Origin of the sequence: Xanthomonas sp. NCPPB 3005 (assembly GCF_041228095.2) — a bacterium.
GTDB lineage: Bacteria > Pseudomonadota > Gammaproteobacteria > Xanthomonadales > Xanthomonadaceae > Xanthomonas_A > Xanthomonas_A bonasiae.
The window spans coordinates 2,883,077-2,900,165 of the sequence record NZ_CP166096.2 but is presented as its reverse complement, the minus strand read 5'-3'; the positions used below and the strand labels follow the sequence as shown (position 1 = coordinate 2,900,165).

The following is a 17,089-nucleotide window of genomic DNA, read 5'->3' as shown; positions in this document are numbered from 1 at the left end:
GGCTCGGGGCCTGGGTTGGGGCGCGCCGCACACGGCCACTGGCCGTGCGGCGCCTGGGCGCGCACGGCACTGCGCCGTTGCGGGGCGCCTGCCGGCGCAGGTTCCCTTGCTGGCCCGGCTTGCCGCGCACGTGCGCAAGCACGGCGGGCCTGCCCTCGCGCGCTCAGTGCAGCAGTTGCTCGGCGTCGAGCAGGATCATCGGCTGCGGCCCCAGCCGCGCCACGCCGCGGAACAGGTGGTTGGAGATGCGGCAGATGCGGGCGTTGTCCGGCGGCTCGATCTGCTGGTCGGTGAGGCTGGCCACGTCCTCGACCGCGGACACGCGCAGGCCCAGGGTCTCGCCGTTCTCTTCCAGCACCACCACCCGGGTCAGCATGTCCATCTCGATCGGCGCGGCGCCCAGGTGGATGCCCAGGTCGATCACCGGCACCACCTGGCCGCGCAGGTTCATGATCCCCAGCATCGCCGTCGGGGTGCCGCGCAGCGCCAGCAGCGGCACCGGCAGCACCACTTCCTGCACCTTCAGCAGTTCCAGCGCATAGGCCTGTTCGCCGCAGCGCAGGCGCAGCCAGCGGGTGCTGCGGTCCGGCGCGCGACGCTGGTGCGGGGAGGCTTCGTGGGGGGCGCTCGGGGCCATGAACGCCTGCAGGTTGGGCGGCAGCCGCGATCCCGCGGCCTGCGCACGCTCGGCCTCGACGCGGCGTTCCGGCGGCACCGCCATCGGCGGACGCTTGACCGCACGCGCGGCGGCGGCGTCGTCTTCGGCGGCCAGGTCGCGCGGCGGCGCGGCGGCGCGTTGCATCTCCATCGCCGCCACCACCTCGAGATCGGCCTCACGGTCGGCGGCGGAGGGCGCCTGCTGCGACATGATGCCGGCCAGGGCCGGGTCGGAATCGGCTTCGGCCAGTACCGCGGCGGCGATTTCTTCGGCGGTCGGGCCAGCCGGCTTGGGTGCCAGGGCCTGCTGCGACATGATGCCGGCCAGGGCCGGATCGGCGTCGGCTTCGGCCAGCACCGCGGCAGCGAGTTCTTCCGGGGTGGGGCCGGCCGGCTTGGGCGCCAGGGCCTGCTGCGACATGATGCCGGCCAGCGCCGGGTCGGCGTCGGCTTCGGCCAGTACCGCGGCGGCGAGTTCTTCCGGGGTCGGGCCGGCCGGCTTGGGCGCCAGGGCCTGCTGCGACATGATGCCGGCCAGCGCCGGATCGGCGTCGGCTTCGGCCAGTACCGCGGCGGCGAGTTCTTCCGGGGTCGGGCCAGCCGGCTTGGGCGCCAGGGCCTGCTGCGACATGATGCCGGCCAGGGCCGGATCGGCGTCGGCTTCGGCCAGTACCGCGGCGGCGAGTTCTTCCGGGGTCGGGCCGGCCGACTTGGGCGTCAGGGCCTGCTGCGACATGATGCCGGCCAGGGTCGGATCGGAATCGGCTTCGGCCAGCACCGCGGCAGCGATGTCCTCCGCGGAGGGGACCACCGGCGCGGCGGCCTCGACGGCGCGCACCGGTTCCGGTTCCGGTTCCGGCGTCGCTGCGGCGCTGGCCGCGACGAGCGTGGCCTGGCGTTCGGCGTCGCGCTCTTCGGCGATCACGTCGTGCAGCAGGCCTTCCAGATAGTCGTCGATGACCCCGGGCGTGTTCATGCGGCCTGCTCCTGCTCCATGGGCGTGGCGTCGCTGGCGATCAGCCATTCCAGCGCGCGGCGGTAGGCGGCCAGGCCGCGGCCGGGGTAGTCGCCGGGGACGCCGGCCACCGTCAACGCCTTGACGTTGCAGATCTTGGTGTCGACCGGGATCGCGTCTTCCCAGACCCGCTCGCCGTAGCTGTCCTGCATTTGCCGCAAGGTGTCGTTGCCGGCGCGGGTGCGCTTGTCGAACAGGGTCGGCAGGATCGACGCGGGCAGGGGACGGCGGCGCGAGCGCTCGACCATGTCCACGGTGCGGACCATGCTGGCCAGGCCGTGCAGCGCCAGCGGCTCGGCCTGGGTCGGGATGATCACCCGGTCGGCCGCGGCCAGCGCGTTGATCATCAGCAGGCCCAGGGTCGGCGGGCAATCGAGCAGGATGTAGTCGTGCTGGCCGGCATGCCGCGCCATCGCCTGCTGCAGCGCCAGGCCCAGCCCGGGCTGGTTGGCGCTGCGCCGCTCCAGCGTGGCCAGCGCGGTCTGCCCGCAGACGTAGCTGAGGCGTTCGATGGCGCTGTCGCGGGCCAGCGCGGCCAGGTCGCTCGGCGGCGTGGCGAACAGGTCCAGCACGCCGCTCGGCGGCGGGTCCTGCGGCACGTCGAAGGCGCGGGTCAGCGAGGCGTGCGGATCGAGATCCAGCATCAGCACGCGGTGGCCGAGCATGGCCAGGCCACGGCCCAGCGCCAGCGTGGTCGTGGTCTTGCCCACGCCACCCTTCTGGTTGGCAATCGCCCAGATGCGCATCAGTTCACTCCTTCAATGGCGGCAGGTACCGCGCGGGACGGGCCGGCATTGCCGGTGGCCGCCGCGGCGGAATGTAGCGGGGTCGCCGGCGCGGCGCCGGCGGTATCGGTCAATCGGTCTTGCGGCGTCGGCGTGCCGGCCGCGGCGACGGGCGCCGTGCCGCTGCCGCTGTCGGGACCGCCGGCGTCGGCCAGGATCACCAGCACCACGCGGCGGTTGGCGTTGCGGCCGGCCTGGCTGTCGTTGTCGGCCCGCGGGCGGAACTCGCCGTAGCCGATCATCGACAGCCGCGACGGTTGCAGGCCCTGGTCGGCGAACAGATGCACCACGCTGGCCGCGCGCGCCGCCGACAGTTCCCAGTTCGACGGGAACTGCACGGTGGCGATCGGGCTGTTGTCGGTATAGCCCTCCACGCGCACGCCGTTGGGCACCGGCACCAGCACCTGCGCCAGCTGCGCGAGGGTGGCGCGGGCGCTCTGGTCCAGCGACGCGGAGCCGGAGCCGAACAGGATGTCGCTGTTGATCTCCACTTCGATCCACAGCCCGGCATGGCGCACGGTGATCAGCTTCTTCTGGATCAGCGGCGCCAGGGCGGCGCCGAGCCGGTCGGCGATGCCGTCGAGCTGGCGCTGCGCGCGCCGCAGCTGCTCCTCGTCGCGCAGCGCGCTGGGCGAACGCAGCGGCGAGGCCGAGGGCAGCCGGTTCGGATCGGGCAGGGACAGCGCCGGGCTGGACTTGATCGGGGTCGGGCGCGCGCCGCCCTGGCCCTGCATCAGGTGATCGCCGACCTGCACCGGGCTCATCGTCCGCGGCGCGCCGCCGAAGGCGGTGCTCATCGCGTCGGCCATGACCCGGTACTTGGCCTCGTTGACCGTGGACAGCGCGTACATCACCACAAAGAAGGCGAGCAGCAACGTCATCAGATCGGCATAGGGGATGGCCCATGCCTCATGGTTGACGTGATCTTCGTGCTGACGCTTGCGGGCCATAGTCGTCGGGTCAATGCAAGAAGCCGGCCAGCTTCGATTCGATGTTGCGCGGGTTCTCGCCCTGGGCGATGGCGATGAGCCCTTCGATGATCATTTCGCGCTCGCCGCTGCTGTGCTTGATCACGCTCTTGAGCTTGCTGGCCATCGGCAGGAACAGCAGGTTGGCCGAGGCGATGCCGTAGATGGTGGCGGTGAACGCGGCGGCGATGCCGTGGCCGAGCTTGCTCGGGTCGGCGAGGTTCTTCATCACCGCGATCAGCCCCAGCACCGCGCCGATGATGCCCAGCGTCGGCGCATAGATGCCCATGCCTTCGAACACCTTGGCCGCGGCCAGGTCGCAGTGTTCCTGGCCGTCCAGGTCGATTTCCAGCATGTGCCGGATCGATTCCGGCTCCACCCCGTCGACCAGCATCTGCAGGCCCTTGCGCACGAACGGGTCGTGCTGCTGCTGCACCTGGTTCTCCAGGCCGAGCAGGCCCTGGCGGCGGGCGATGTTGCTCCACTCCACGATCTGCTGCAGCAGCGCCTGGCGATCGCTGGCCGGCGGATGCAGGATCCACTTGGCGATCTGGAACGCGCGCTTGAACACCGCCGGCGGGGTATGCACCAGGATCGCGGCGACGGTGCCGACGATCACGATCACGAACGCGGCCGGCGACCACAGCGCCGACACGCCGGCGCCCTTGAGGATGCTGCCGCCGACCAGCGAGGCGATCGCCAACAGCAAGCCAATGAGACTGAGTTTGTCCATGCAGAAACTATCGGCAGCGAGGGGAGGGACTTGATGGGACGGCCGGGATTGGGGAGTCCGGAGTGGGGATTCGAGGCGCCCGGCCGTCGGCTGTCGAGCCGCGGATCGGCGCGCGCGCGGCACCCTGCAGGAGCGGCTTCAGCCGCGACGCGTTACCGGTAAGGCGTCGCGGCTGAAGCCGCTCCTACAGGAGCGCGCGGCGGGAAACCGACGTTGAACTTACCGGCAGGTCGATGACACTTTGGGCATCGGAGCGCCCGCCAGCGATCCGCACCGGGACCGCCTTCAAATCCCCAATCCCGACTCCCCAATCCCGGCTTCTCAGCTCTTCAACCCGTCCACATCCAGGATCAACGCCAGCCGGCCATCGCCGATCAGGGTCGCGCCGGCGTAGCCGGGCAGGCCGCGCAGTGCGCGCGGCAGCGGCTTGATCACCACTTCCTCGCGGCCGCGGACCTGGTCCACGACCAGGCCCATGCGCGATTCGCCGGCCTGCAGCACCACCACGGTCAGCAGCGGCAGTTCCGGCGCTTCGATGTTCAACCAGTGACGCAGGTCCACCAGCGGCAAGGTGTGCGATTGCCGGTCGAGCACGGCGCGGCCGTCGAACCAGCCCAGCGCGCGGCGCGGCGCGTGCAGCACTTCCACCACGCGCGCCAGCGGCAGCGCATAGACGGTGTCGCCGGCCTGCACCAGCAGGGTCGGCAGGATCGCCAGGGTCAGCGGCACGCGGATCAGGAAGCGGCTGCCGCGGCCCAGTTCGGACTGGATCTGGATCTGCCCGCTGAGTTCGCGGATGCGCGACTGCACCACGTCCATGCCGACGCCGCGGCCGGAGATGTCGGTGACTTCGGACTTGGTCGAGAAACCGGGCAGGAACACCAGGTGCAGGCATTCCTCGGTGGTCAGCCGCGCGGCGGCCTCCGGATCGATCAGGCCTTTTTCGCGCGCCTTCTGCCGCAGGCGTTCGGGGTCGATGCCGGCGCCGTCGTCCTGCACTTCGATGCTGACGTAGTCGCCTTCCTGCTGCGCCGACAGGCGTACGTGGCCGCCGCGCGGCTTGCCGGTGGCTTCGCGCAGCGCCGGCGTCTCGATGCCGTGATCGATCGCGTTGCGCACCAGGTGCACCAGCGGATCGGCCAGCGCCTCGACCAGATTGCGGTCCAGTTCGGTGTCGGCGCCGATCAGTTCCAGGTCCACCTCCTTGTTCAGGGAGCGGGCGACGTCGCGCGCGACCTTGGGGAAGCGCGAGAACACCTTGCCGACCGGCTGCATGCGGGTGCGCATCACCGCCGATTGCAGGCGCGAGGTGGCGATGTCCAGGCTGCTGACCGCGCGGTCCAGTTCTTCGTCGCGCAGGCGCACGCGCAGGGTCTTGAGCCGGTTGCGCGACAGCACCAGTTCGCCGATCAGGTTGACGATCGCGTCCAGGCGCTTGGTGTCCACGCGCACGGTGTGTTCGGGTTCTGCGGCCTTGCCGGGCGCAGCGGCGGGCTTGGCGCTGGGCGCCGGCCGCGGCGCGGCGGCCGGCACCGGCAGCGCGGCCGGCGCGGCACCGCCGTGCAACTGGTCGAGCAACGCTTCGAATTCGTCGTCGTCGATCATGTCGCCGTTGCCGCCTGCGGCGGGCGGCGGCGCGGCGACGGCGGCCTTGGCGCTGGGCGCGGCGGTCTCTTCGCCGCTGGTGGCGAACTGCGCGATCAGCTGTTGCGGCGCGCGCGGCGGTTCGCTGCCGCTGCCGAACGCGTCGAGCATCGATTGCAGGTAGTCCAGCGACTGCTGCGCGGCGTCGAAGTGCCGCGCCTGCAGGGTGGCCTGGCCGGCACGGGCCTGGCCCAGGGTGTCCTCGGCGGCGTGGCACAGCTCGACCATCGGGGTGATCGCCAGGAACCCGGCGCCGCCCTTGAGCGTGTGGAAACCGCGGAACACCGCGTTGAGCTGGTCGCTGTCCTCTGGCGCCTGCTCCAGCGACACCAACTGCTCGCCGAGCCGGTCCAGGATTTCCTGGGCCTCGATGATGAAGTCGGCAGCGATGTCGTCGGGCACGGCGCTCATCGGATTACAGCCCCAGTCCGGACAGCAGGTCGTCGGCGTCGTTCTGCGACACGCCGTGGCGGTCCAGCCCGGCCAGCGCCGGGCCGGCCAGGCTGCCGTCGGGCTTCTTGTCTTCCTTCGGCGGCAGGCCGAGCGCGCCGAAGCCCTCGTGCACGCGGCGCACGATGGTCGCCACGCGGCGGATGATCTGCCCGGTCAGGTCCTGGAAGCTCTGCGCCAGGGCCATCTCGGTGAGGTTGTGGCGGATCTTGTCGAGGATCTCGCCCTGGTCGCCGGTCAGGCCGCCGGCGCGCAGCTGGTCGGCCAGCGCGCGGCATTCCTCGGCCAGGTCCAGGGTGCGGTGACTGGCCTGTTCGGTCATCGCCACCACGTGGTCCAGGCGCGAGCAGGCGTCGTCCAGCTCGCCGGCTTCGGAGGGGATGGTGGGCAGCTCGCCGAGCGCCTGGCCCAGGTCGCGCGCCAGCCGGCTCAGGCCCTGCATCATCGGCCGCGTGCGCCACGCGGCGAGCGTGTCGATTTCCTTGCGCCAGGCGGTTTCGTCGCCGCGCTCCAGTGCGTCCAGCGCACCTTGCAGGCGTTCGATCAGGGCGCTGCGTTCGGCGGTGGCTTGCATCAGGCGGTCGCTCCAAGGCGTTCGAAGATCTTGCCCAGCTTCTCCTGCAGCGTCTGCGCGGTGAACGGCTTGATGATGTAGCCGTTCACGCCGCACTGCGCCGCCTCGATGATCTGCTCGCGCTTGGCCTCGGCGGTCACCATCAGCACCGGCAGGTGCTTGAGCTTGTCGTCGGCACGGATGTTGCGCAGCAGGTCGATGCCGGTCATGCCGGGCATGTTCCAGTCGGTGACCACGAACTCGAACGGTGCCGAGCGCAGTGCCGCCAGCGCACTGTTGCCGTCTTCGGCCTCTGCAGTGTTGGTGAAGCCCAGATCGCCGAGCAGATTCTTGACGATGCGCCGCATCGTCGAGAAATCGTCCACGATCAAAATCCGCATGTTCTTGTTCACCGCTAACTCCCTTGGGTCTTATTCTTCGTCTTCCAGGCCGGCGTCCGCCGCTTCGAACGCTTTCAAGCGTCCGCGCAAGCGTACCGTGGCCTGGCCGTGGATCTGGCAGACGCGCGACTCGCTGACACCGAGCACCGCGCCGATTTCCTTCAAGTTCAATTCTTGTTCGTAGTACAGCGACAGTACCAGCTGCTCGCGCTCGGGCAGCTGCGCGATCGCCTTGCCCAGTTCGCGCCCGAACTCGCTGCGCTCCAGCATCTGCTGCGGATTGGGCCCGCCCTTGGCGATGGTGTCCAGCTCGCCGTGGTCTTCGACCCGCGACTCCAGGCTCAGCACCTGGCCGCGCGCGGCATCTTCCATCAATCGCAGGTATTCGGGAAGCGGCATGTCCATCGCCGCGGCCACTTCGTTGGCGGCGGCGGCGCGGCCGGTGCTCTGCTCGATCTTGCGGATCGCCGAGGCGGCGTCGCGGGCGCGGCGGTGCACCGAACGCGGCACCCAGTCGCCGCGGCGGATCTCGTCGATCATCGAGCCGCGGATGCGGATCGAGGCGTAGGTCTCGAACGAGGCGCCCTGGTCGGCGTCGTAGCTGCGCGAGGCCTCGATCAGGCCGATCATGCCGGCCTGGATCAGGTCGTCGATCTCGACGCTGGCCGGCAGCCGCGCCGCCAGGTGGTGGGCGATGCGCCGCACCAGGTCCGAATGCTGGGCGATGTAGTCGTTGGAACTGTTGCGCTGCACGGCGCGGTACTGGGCGGCGGCGTTCATGCGGCGACCCCCCGCTGGATGATCCGTTCGACGAAGAACTCGACGTTGCCGCGCGGCACGGTCGGGGCCTGCCAGCGCGAGGTGCGGCGGGCGATCTCGGCGATCGCCTGCGCCGACGGGCTGGACGGGTAGGCCTTGACCACCGGCTGCTGGCGCTGCACCGCCAGGCGCAGCCAGTCGTCCTGCGGCACGCAGCCCAGGTAGTTCAGCGACACGTCGCCGAGGAACTTCTCGCACACCCGGCTCAGCTTGTCGTACAGCAGGCGGCCTTCGTTGAGGTCGCGGACCATGTTGGCGACGATCTGCACCCGGTCCACGCCGCGTTCGCGCGACAGCACCTTGATCAGCGCGTAGGCGTCGGTGATCGAGGCCGGCTCGTCGCAGACCACCACCACCGCGTCCTGCGCGGCCTGGCAGAAGGTCAGCACGCTGTCGGTGATGCCGGCGGCGGTGTCGATGATCATCACGTCCAGCTCGCGCTTGAGCTCGGAGAACACGTTGACCAGGCCGACGTGCTGGGCCGGCGGCAGCTCGGCCATGTGCCGGCGACCGGAGGCGGCGGGCACCACCATCAGCCCGTTGGGCATGTCGATCAGCACCTCTTCCAGGGTGCAGCGCCCGGCGACCAGGTCGGCCAGGGTGAACTTGGGGGTCAGCCCGAGCAGCACGTCGACGTTGGCCAGGCCGAGGTCGGCGTCCAGCAGCAGGGTGCGCTTGCCCATATCGGCCAGCGCCATCGACAGGTTGACCGAGATGTTGGTCTTGCCGACGCCGCCCTTGCCGCCGGTCACGGCGATCGTGCGCACCGGGCCGAGCGGTTCGCTGCGCGTTGCCGACAGGGGGAAGGCATTGGTCAGATTGGCGTAATCACGCGACGGCATGGTTCTGCTCCGGAGTACAGGGCTTATCGGCAGCGCGCCGCAAATCTTCAAGGCGCAATACCAGGCTGGCGGCGTTGGCGCGGTGCAGGTCGTCCGGCACGCGCTGACCATCGGTCACCCAGGTGATGGGAAGCCGGTGGTCCGCGACCACCGACAGGGCACTGCCAAACCGCCCGGTTTCATCCAGCTTGGTCAAGATCACCCCCTGCGGATCGGCGCCGGCAAACCGGCGCACCACCTCGTCCAGGTCGGAGAAATGAGCGTTGGCAGGGAGTACTAGCAAGGACCGGACCACTCGCGAGGCGCGCAGCCAGTGCAGCTGTGCGGCCAGGGCGCGGTCGCGCTGGCCCATGCCGGCGGTGTCGATCAGCACCAGCTTGTAGTCGCGCAGGCGCTCCAGCAGCTGCTGCAGGGCGGCGTCGCTGTCGGCCTCGTGCACGGCGATGCCGAGCTGGCGGCCGTAGCTGTGCAGCTGTTCGCGGCCGCCGACGCGGATGGTGTCGGTGGTGACCAGGGCCACGTCGCGGGCGGCGTGGCGCTCCAGGAAGCGCGAGGCCAGCTTGGCGATGGTGGTGGTCTTGCCGGCGCCGGTGGGGCCGATCAGGGCGATCACGCCGCCTTCCTCGATCGGGTCCAGCGGGGCAATCGGCAGGCGCTTGGACAGCAGCCCCAGCATCAGCCCGCGGCCGCGGTGCAGTTCCAGGTCGGCGGGGATCTGCATCACCACGTCGCGGGTCAGGCCGCTGTCGAAGCCGTAGTCGTCCATCAGCTCCAGCGCCTGGGCGCGCACCGGCGAGCCGCGCAGGCGTTCGTCGGTGAGCCGGTTCATCTCGCGCTCGATCATCTGCCGCATCAGCGCCAGTTCGTCGCGCAGCTGAGTCAATTGTTCGTCGTTCTGCACGCCGGGGAAGCTCGCCACCGGCGCCAGCGTCGGCGGCGCCGGGATCCCGGCGCTGGCCGCCGGCGCCGCGGCCGGCAGCGGCACCACGTTCGCGGCGCCCGGCGCGGCGGCCGGGGTCAGCGACACGGCGGCGATGTCCTCGAGCCAGGCCGGCACGTCGGCGGCGATCGCGGCGGCGCTGGCAGCGGCGGCCGGGGCGGCGAACGGGCTGGGCATCGGCACGCTGATCGGTGCGTTGCGGAACACGTCCTCGGGAATGCGGAATTCGGCGAAGGGGGCGGCTGGCTGGGCCGGGGCAGGGGCCCGCGGCGCGGCGGCGGGGCGGCTCGGCGCCGGCGCGGTGCCTGCGGGCATCGCCGAGGCGGCGATCGCGGCGGGCTGGGTCAGCGGCCGCGCCGGCGCGGCCTGCGCCACGCTCGCGCTGCTGCCGGCGCCGGCCATGGCGGCGGCCGGGGCGCGGCGCTCGCTGATCGCGGCCATCATCGCCATCGCCGGGTTGGCGGCGGCCTTGGCCGCACGCGGCGCCGGATTGGCGGCCGACACCTGCAGCCGCGGCGCCGCCTCTTCCGGACGCGCCGCGTCCAGCGCCTGCTGCACCAGGGCTTCGTCGTAGTTGCTGGCGGCGACGATCTCGATGCCCTCGTCGGTGCGCCGGTTGGACAGGATCACCGCATCCGGACCGTGCTCGTCGCGGACCATGCGGAACGCGGTGCGCATGTCGGGGGCTACGAAGCGTTTGATCTTCATGGGTGAACGCCGGGAATAGTGAATCGGGAATGGGGAATGGATGCGATGCCTGCGCCGGTGTCTGGCGGGCCGCGATGCCTGGTGCTGGTTGCTGTGGTCTTGCTCATTGCTCTCTCCGCTGCGGGGACGATGTTGCGATTCCCCATTCCCTGTTCCCGATTCCCGTCACCTCAGCTGATCGTCCCGACCAGCTTCAGCCGCTTGTCTTCCGGTACCTCGCTGTAGGACAGCACCGACAGCGAGGGGACGCTGTGGCGGACCAGCCTGGCCAGCGCGGCGCGGACTTGCGCCGGGACCAGCACCACCGCCGGTTCGTTGCGGGCTTCCTGCTTGCTGACGCATTCGGCCAGGCTCTGGTGCAGTCGCTCGGCCAGGCCGGGTTCCAGCGCGGCACCGTTGCCTTGGGTAGAGTCTTGCAAGACACGTTCCAATTGCGGGGCCAGGGTGAACACCGGCAGCTCCGCCGACATTCCGGCGATTTCCTGGACGATGAAACGGCCCAGCGCATTGCGCACCGCCGCGGTCAACGCGCCGGGTTCCTGACTCTGCGGGGCGTGCTCGACCAGCGCCTCGACGATCTTGCGCAGCTGCCGCACCGGAATCTTCTCGATCAGCAGGTTCTGCAGCACGCGCACCACCACCGACAGCGGCAGCGCCTTCGGGGTGAGGTCCTCGACCAGCTTCGGCGCGCTCTTGGCCAGGGTGGCCAGCAGCTGCTGCACCTCTTCGTGGCCGAGCAGTTCCGGGGCGTGCTCGCGGATCAGGTGCGACAGGTGGGTGGCGATCACGGTGGCCGGGTCGACCACGGTGTAGCCCATGGTCTCGGCCTGGGCGCGCTGGTGCGGCTGGATCCAGATCGCGTCCAGGCCGAACGCGGGGTCCTTGCCGGCGATGCCGTCGATCTTGCCCAGCGCGCCGCCCGGGTCCAGCGCCAGTTCGCGATCGGGGTGGATGTCGGCGGTGGCCACCGGCACCCCGTGCACCAGCAGGCGGTAGGCGTTGGCCGGCAGCTCCAGGTTGTCGCGGATGTGCACCGGCGGGATCAGGAAGCCGATGTCCTGGGTCAGCTTGCGGCGCACGCCCTTGATCCGCGCCATCAGTTCGCCGCCCTGGGCCTTGTCCACCAGCGGGATCAGCCGGTAGCCGACCTCCAGGCCCAGCGGATCGATCGGGCGCAGTTCGTCCCAGCCCAGTTCGGCGTTGGCCTGCGCGCCGGCGCTGGCCGCCTGCTGCGCCGGATCCGGCTTGGCTTCTTCCGGCAGCAGGCTGCGCTTCCACATCTTCCAGGCCAGCAGGCCCAGGATCAGCGCCAGCGTCAAGAAAGCGACGTTGGGCATGCCCGGGACCAGGCCGACCAGGCCCAGGATCGCCGCGGCCACCGCCAGCGCTTTGTGCTGGCCGAACACCTGGCCCATCATCGAGGCGCCCATGTCCTGCGAGCGCGAGGCGCGGGTGACCAGCATCGCCACCGCCGAGGACACCAGCAGCGCCGGCAGCTGCGCCACCAGGCCGTCGCCGATCGACAGCAGGGTGTAGGTGGACGCGGCCTGCGCCACCGGCATGCCGTGCTGCAGGACGCCGACCGCCATGCCGCCGATCAGGTTGATGAACAGGATCAGGATGCCGGCGATGGCATCGCCGCGGATGAACTTGCTGGCGCCGTCCATCGAACCGTAGAAGTCCGCTTCCTCGCGCACCTCCTCGCGCCGGGCCTTGGCTTCCTCGCGGGTCAGCAGGCCGGCGTTGAGGTCGGCGTCGATCGCCATCTGCTTGCCGGGCATGGCGTCGAGGATGAAGCGCGCGGTCACTTCCGACACGCGCCCGGCGCCCTTGGTGATGACCACGAAGTTGATGATGGTCAGGATCGCGAACACCACGATGCCGACCGCGTAGTTGCCGCCGATCACGAACTCGCCGAACGCCTCGATGACCTTGCCGGCGGCGCCGTGGCCGTCCTGGCCGTTGATCAGGATCACGCGGGTGGAGGCCACGTTCAGCGCCAGGCGCAGCATCGTGGTCATCAGCAGCACGATCGGGAAGATGCTGAACTCCAGCGGCCGCTTCACGTAGACCACCGCCAGCAGCACCATCAGCGAGATCGCGATGTTGAAGGTGAACAGCGCATCCAGCACCGGCGCGGCCAGCGGCACCACGACCATCGCCAGCATCGCCATCACGATCACCGGCGCGCCCAGGCCGTGCTTGATCATGTCCATCATCTTGCGCGTGTTCATCTGCGCGGCAGGCTGGCTCACGGCTTGCTCCCCGGGGCGAATTCATCGACCTCCAGCGGCGGCAACGGCGGCATCGGCCCGCTGCGCCAGGAGCGCAGCTGGTAGACGTAGGAGAGGATCTGGGCCACCGCCGAATACAGTCTCACGGGAATTTCCTTGCCGAGTTGCCCTTCCCGATACAAGGCGCGTGCCAAAGGTGGCGCAGACACCACTGCGACGCGGTGCTGCTCGCCGATCTCGCGGATGCGGAAGGCCAGTTCGTCCACGCCCTTGGCGACCACGGTCGGGGCGCGCATGCGGCCGCTCTCGTATTTCAGCGCCACCGCGTAGTGGGTGGGGTTGACCACCACCACGTCGGCGCTGGGCACCGCCTCCATCATCCGCCGCTGCGACAGCTGCATCTGCATCTGCCGGATGCGGCCCTTGACCTCCGGGCTGCCCTCGCTCTCCTTCATTTCCCGGCGCACTTCGTCGCGGGTCATCATCAGTTTGCGGGTGTAGTTCCACTTCTGGTACGGCGCGTCGATCGCCGCCAGCAGCGCCAGCGCGCCGGCGGTATACAGCAGCAGGTGCAGGGTGAAGCCCAAGCCGTCGCCGATGGCGGTCTCCAGCGGTTGCCGCATCAGGCTGCGCAGGCCGTCGACGTTGTTGGAGATGCACAGCGCGGCGGCGCCGCCGACGAAGCCCATGCGCAGCATCGACTTGAACAGTTCGGCCAGGCTTTCCGGGCCGTACAGCCGGGTCAGTCCGGCCATCGGGTTGAGCCGCTCGAACTTGGGGATCAGCGCCGCCCCGGAGAAGCGCAGGCTGCCCATCAGGATCGGCGCGACGAAGCCGGCCGCCACGCAGATGCCGACCAGCGGCAGGGTCACCCACAGCAGCCCCAGCAGCAGTTCGCCGAAGTGGCCGAACAGCGCGTCCGGGTTGTCGTGCAGGCGCGGATCCGGGCGCAGCGCGCCCTTCATCCAGTTCGCCGCGCCGGCCGCCAGCGAGCCGGACATCCCCATCAGGGCGAAGATGCCGGCGCTGAACACCGCCGCCGTCGCCAGTTCGCGCGAATGCGGGATGTTGCCCTGCTCGCGCGCCTCGCGCAGGCGTTTTTCGGTCGGTTGTTCGGTTTTTTCGGTGCCTTCTTCGTTTTCGGACATGACGGTGAGGCGTGCCGGGCAGGGGATTCAACCCAGCCTCCTGCAAGGACCGTACCGTTCGCTGCACGGCCGCGCCGCGTCGCCTCTGCCTAGTCCTGCTGCAGTTCCACGCGATTGCGTCCCAGGCGCTTGGCCCGGTACAGCGCCTCGTCGGCACGGGCCAGCAACTGCTGCAGGTTCTCGCCCGGCCGGTACCAGGCCACGCCGATCGAGGCGGTGACCGCCAGGTTCTGCGTGCCGACCCGCAGCGGATGCCCGGAGACCGCCACGCGCAGGTCCTGCAGCCGCTCGTGGGACGGGATCGGCAGTCCGGGCAGCACGCCCAGCAGTTCCTCGCCGCCGTAGCGGCCGATCAGGTCCGATTCGCGCAGATTGCTGTTCAGGCGCTGCGCGACCTTGGTCAGTACCGCGTCGCCGATCAGGTGGCCGTGCGTGTCGTTGATGCGCTTGAAGTGGTCCAGGTCGATCATCGCCACCGCCAGCGGCCAGCCTTCGGCCAGGCTGTGCCGCATCTGCGCGGCCAGCGCATCGAGGATGCCGGCGCGGTTGAGCAGGCCGGTCAGGGAGTCGTGCGAGGCCTTCACCGCCAGCGCGGCGCGGGCGATCTCCAGCTCGCGCTTGTCGTGCTCCAGTTCCTGGGTGCGCAGCGCGACCAGGTCGGCCAGGTGGCGCTCGCGCTGGCGCAGGCGGCCCTCGCGCCAATGCAGCGCGGCGATCGCCAGCCCGCCGCCGAGCAGCGCGTACAGCGCCAGCATGGTCTGGCTGCGCCACCACACCGGCGCCACCGAGAACGCCACCCGCACCGGCGCCGAGGCGCTGTGCCGGTAGGCGTCGAGCAACTGCAGTTCGAACGTGTAGTCGCCCGGCGCCAGCGGCGGGTGCTCGATCTCGAAGTTGGGCGTGTAGATCCATCGCGTATGCGCGCCTTCGAAGCGGTAGCGCAGTGAAACCCGGTTGCGGTCGTCGTACAGGTCCGGCGATCCGGCCTCGATGTGCAGCGGCTCCTCGTTCCAGGGCAGGCGCGCGCCGGCGGTGATCGGATGGCCGCCGCGGCTGAATTCGCTCAGCATCACCCCTGGCGCGTTGGCCTGGAACAGGCGCGGCGGGGCCAGGATATGGCTGACGCCCTTGCTGGTGCCGATCCACACCGAGCCGTCGTGGTCCTCGAAGAACGCCGATTCGGAGATGTCGTCCCACAGCAGCCCCTGCGACTGGGTCAGGCGCGACCAGCGGCGGCCGTCGTAGACGTCCACGCCCTGGTTGTGGCCGATCCAGATCCAGCCGTTGCGGGTGCGCCGTATCAGGTAGATCTGCAGTTCGCGCTGCTCGGGCTGGGCGCTCGGCCGCAACTGCAGGGTGTCGCCGTCGAGCCGGCCCTGCCACACGCCCGGGTTGTACAGCGCGGCCCAGACCTGGCCGTCTTCCTGGATCAGCAGCTTGCTGACCCACGGCTGCGCCGGCTTGCCGTCCAGCTGCAGCCGGATCGGGGTCCAGGTGTCGCCGCGCAGCCGGAACACGCCGGCCGCGCCGGCCAGCCACAGGGTGCCGTCGCGGCGCTGCTGGATGTCCGAGTACTCGCCGGCGGGCAGTGCCTGCACCCGCTGCGGCACGTCGTCGGACTGCGGCCGCTGCAGCAGGTACAGCCCATCCGCGGCGAGGATCCAGATCCGGCCGTCGGCATCCAGGAACACCCGCCTGATCGAGCCGCCCAGGCGCGGATAGCTGCGCAGCAGGCGGCCGTGGCGATCGTGGTGGCGCAGTTCGCCCAGCGAGCCCAGGCTCCACAGCGATCCGTCCGCCGCGATCTGCAGGCTGATGACCTGCAGCCCGGCATCCGTCAGCCAGGGCTGGAAGCGCTGGTCGGGACGGCGTTGGCGGTTGATGCCGGCTTCGTTGCCGAGCAGCAGCGCGCCGTCGCCGTTGCGCAGGATGCTCCAGGTCGGCGCGGTGCTCATGCCTTGCGAGACGTCCCAGTTCTCGATCCAGCCGTAGCCGTTCCAGCGCACCACGCCTTCGCCGTCCACCGTCATCCACAGGTCGCCGGCGCGGTCGAACAGCAGCACCACGATGCCGCCGTCGGGCAGGCCGTTGCTGCGGTCGAACTGGCGCCAGTGGCCATGTTCCCAGCGCGCCAGGCCCTGGCCGGTGCGGACCAGCACGCGCCCCTGCGGATCGAGCAGGATCTGCGCCTGGCCGACCACCTGGCGCTGGCCGGCGCCGGGCGGGGGCCGCGCGACGAAACGCTCGGCCGCGGCCGGCAACTGCATCACGTGGTGGTCGCCGCGCAGCCACAGCGCGCCGTCGTGGTCGCGCACGACATGGCGCCAGCGATCGGGCGGCAGGCCCTGCGCCTGGCCGTAGACCGTCACCGAACCATCGGCGGCGACCCGGCACAGCTCCTGGTCGCAGCCCAGCCACAGCGTGTCGGCTTCGCTCTGCGCCGCAGCGAGCTTGCCGAGCTGCGGCAGCCGCGCCAGGGTCGCCGCGTCGAACAGCGGCCGCAGCCGCCAGCGGCCGTCGCTGGCGGGCACCGCGCGCAGCGCCTGCTGGCCGTTGAGCAGCACCATGCCCCAGGGGGCGCTGGCCAGGCGCAGCTTGTTCTTGTGCAGCGGTCCGGTCTCCTGCGTGGTCAGCCGGCGCAGTTGGGTGCCGTCGCCGACATAGAGCGCGTCGAAGGTGGCCACCCACAACCGGTGCTCGGCGTCCTCGGTCGCGGCGCTGATGAAATGGCCGCGCTGCCCCTGCAGCGGCACCTGTTCGAAGCGATGGCCATTGAAGCGGTACAGCCCGCTCTCGGTGCACACCCACAGGCTGCCGTCGCCGGTCTGCAGCAGGCAGGTGTCGGCCAGGCCGAGCAGGCCCTGGTCGTGGGCGTAGCGGCGCAACGGAATCGACTGCGCACGGGCGACGCCGGCCGACAGCAGTTCCAGGGACAGCCACAGCAGCAGGGCCTGCAGCGGCCACAGGCCGCGCCGGCGCGCGCGCATGCCGGGCCCCTCAGCCGCCGCGTGTGCCGCGGCAGTCATCGGCGGGGGCTGGCAGGAAATCCGACATCGCGTGCGGCACCGGGCAAGAAGTGAAGTGGAGAAGGAGCGCGACCGTTGCGTGCCGTGGTCGCAGCGGTCGGCTGCCGTGGCGCTGCGCGCGCGTCGCTCGCTGTCTGTTATCGGCCGTGCCGCGGCTGGGCTTGAG

Annotated in this window: 13 protein-coding genes; all 13 read right to left on the bottom strand. The window is 70.6% G+C overall.

Going from position 1 to position 17,089, the window contains the following annotated elements; genetic code table 11:
- Positions 1 to 163: 163 nt before the first annotated feature.
- Positions 164 to 1,633: a chemotaxis protein CheW gene (locus tag AB8810_RS12595; RefSeq protein WP_369913810.1), complete on the bottom strand. Its 1,470-nt coding sequence runs from the start codon at positions 1,631 to 1,633 to the stop codon at positions 164 to 166.
- Entirely contained in the window at positions 1,630 to 2,418 is a 789-nt protein-coding gene (locus AB8810_RS12590) for a ParA family protein (protein ID WP_179564478.1), read from the bottom strand. The genes AB8810_RS12595 and AB8810_RS12590 overlap by 4 nt, the downstream gene beginning before the upstream one ends.
- On the bottom strand, positions 2,418 to 3,407 hold the full coding sequence (gene motD / locus AB8810_RS12585; protein WP_369913809.1) for a flagellar motor protein MotD: 990 nt from the start codon (positions 3,405 to 3,407) through the stop codon (positions 2,418 to 2,420). The genes AB8810_RS12590 and motD overlap by 1 nt, the downstream gene beginning before the upstream one ends.
- 10 nt (positions 3,408 to 3,417) lie before the next feature.
- The gene (locus tag AB8810_RS12580) at positions 3,418 to 4,158 is read right to left on the bottom strand and encodes a flagellar motor protein (RefSeq protein ID WP_179564482.1); all 741 of its coding nucleotides are present in this window, start codon (positions 4,156 to 4,158) and stop codon (positions 3,418 to 3,420) included.
- Positions 4,159 to 4,479: 321 nt separating this feature from the next.
- Entirely contained in the window at positions 4,480 to 6,213 is a 1,734-nt protein-coding gene (locus AB8810_RS12575; protein ID WP_369913808.1) for a chemotaxis protein CheA, read from the bottom strand.
- Between the two features lie 4 nt (positions 6,214 to 6,217).
- Positions 6,218 to 6,826: a protein phosphatase CheZ gene (locus tag AB8810_RS12570; protein ID WP_179564486.1), complete on the bottom strand. Its 609-nt coding sequence runs from the start codon at positions 6,824 to 6,826 to the stop codon at positions 6,218 to 6,220.
- Positions 6,826 to 7,218 carry a chemotaxis response regulator CheY gene (cheY, locus tag AB8810_RS12565; RefSeq protein WP_010341542.1) on the bottom strand — a complete coding sequence of 131 codons (393 nt, stop codon included), beginning with the start codon at positions 7,216 to 7,218 and terminating at the stop codon, positions 6,826 to 6,828. The genes AB8810_RS12570 and cheY overlap by 1 nt, the downstream gene beginning before the upstream one ends.
- 18 nt (positions 7,219 to 7,236) lie before the next feature.
- Complete coding sequence (locus AB8810_RS12560; protein ID WP_179564488.1) at positions 7,237 to 7,986, bottom strand: RNA polymerase sigma factor FliA; 750 nt, start codon at positions 7,984 to 7,986, stop codon at positions 7,237 to 7,239.
- On the bottom strand, positions 7,983 to 8,867 hold the full coding sequence (locus AB8810_RS12555; RefSeq protein ID WP_179564490.1) for a P-loop NTPase: 885 nt from the start codon (positions 8,865 to 8,867) through the stop codon (positions 7,983 to 7,985). Before AB8810_RS12555 ends, AB8810_RS12560 begins: the two co-directional genes overlap by 4 nt.
- Positions 8,854 to 10,515, bottom strand: coding sequence for a flagellar biosynthesis protein FlhF (gene flhF, locus AB8810_RS12550; protein ID WP_369913807.1), 1,662 nt, complete (start codon positions 10,513 to 10,515; stop codon positions 8,854 to 8,856). Before flhF ends, AB8810_RS12555 begins: the two co-directional genes overlap by 14 nt.
- Before the next feature lie 170 nt (positions 10,516 to 10,685).
- Entirely contained in the window at positions 10,686 to 12,749 is a 2,064-nt protein-coding gene (gene flhA, locus AB8810_RS12545) for a flagellar biosynthesis protein FlhA (RefSeq protein ID WP_228319990.1), read from the bottom strand.
- Positions 12,750 to 12,766: 17 nt separating this feature from the next.
- Positions 12,767 to 13,897: a flagellar biosynthesis protein FlhB gene (gene flhB / locus AB8810_RS12540; RefSeq protein ID WP_179564494.1), complete on the bottom strand. Its 1,131-nt coding sequence runs from the start codon at positions 13,895 to 13,897 to the stop codon at positions 12,767 to 12,769.
- A gap of 89 nt (positions 13,898 to 13,986) precedes the next feature.
- Positions 13,987 to 16,884, bottom strand: a complete 2,898-nt coding sequence (locus AB8810_RS12535; protein ID WP_369913806.1) for a diguanylate cyclase — start codon at positions 16,882 to 16,884, stop codon at positions 13,987 to 13,989.
- Positions 16,885 to 17,089: the final 205 nt, after the last annotated feature.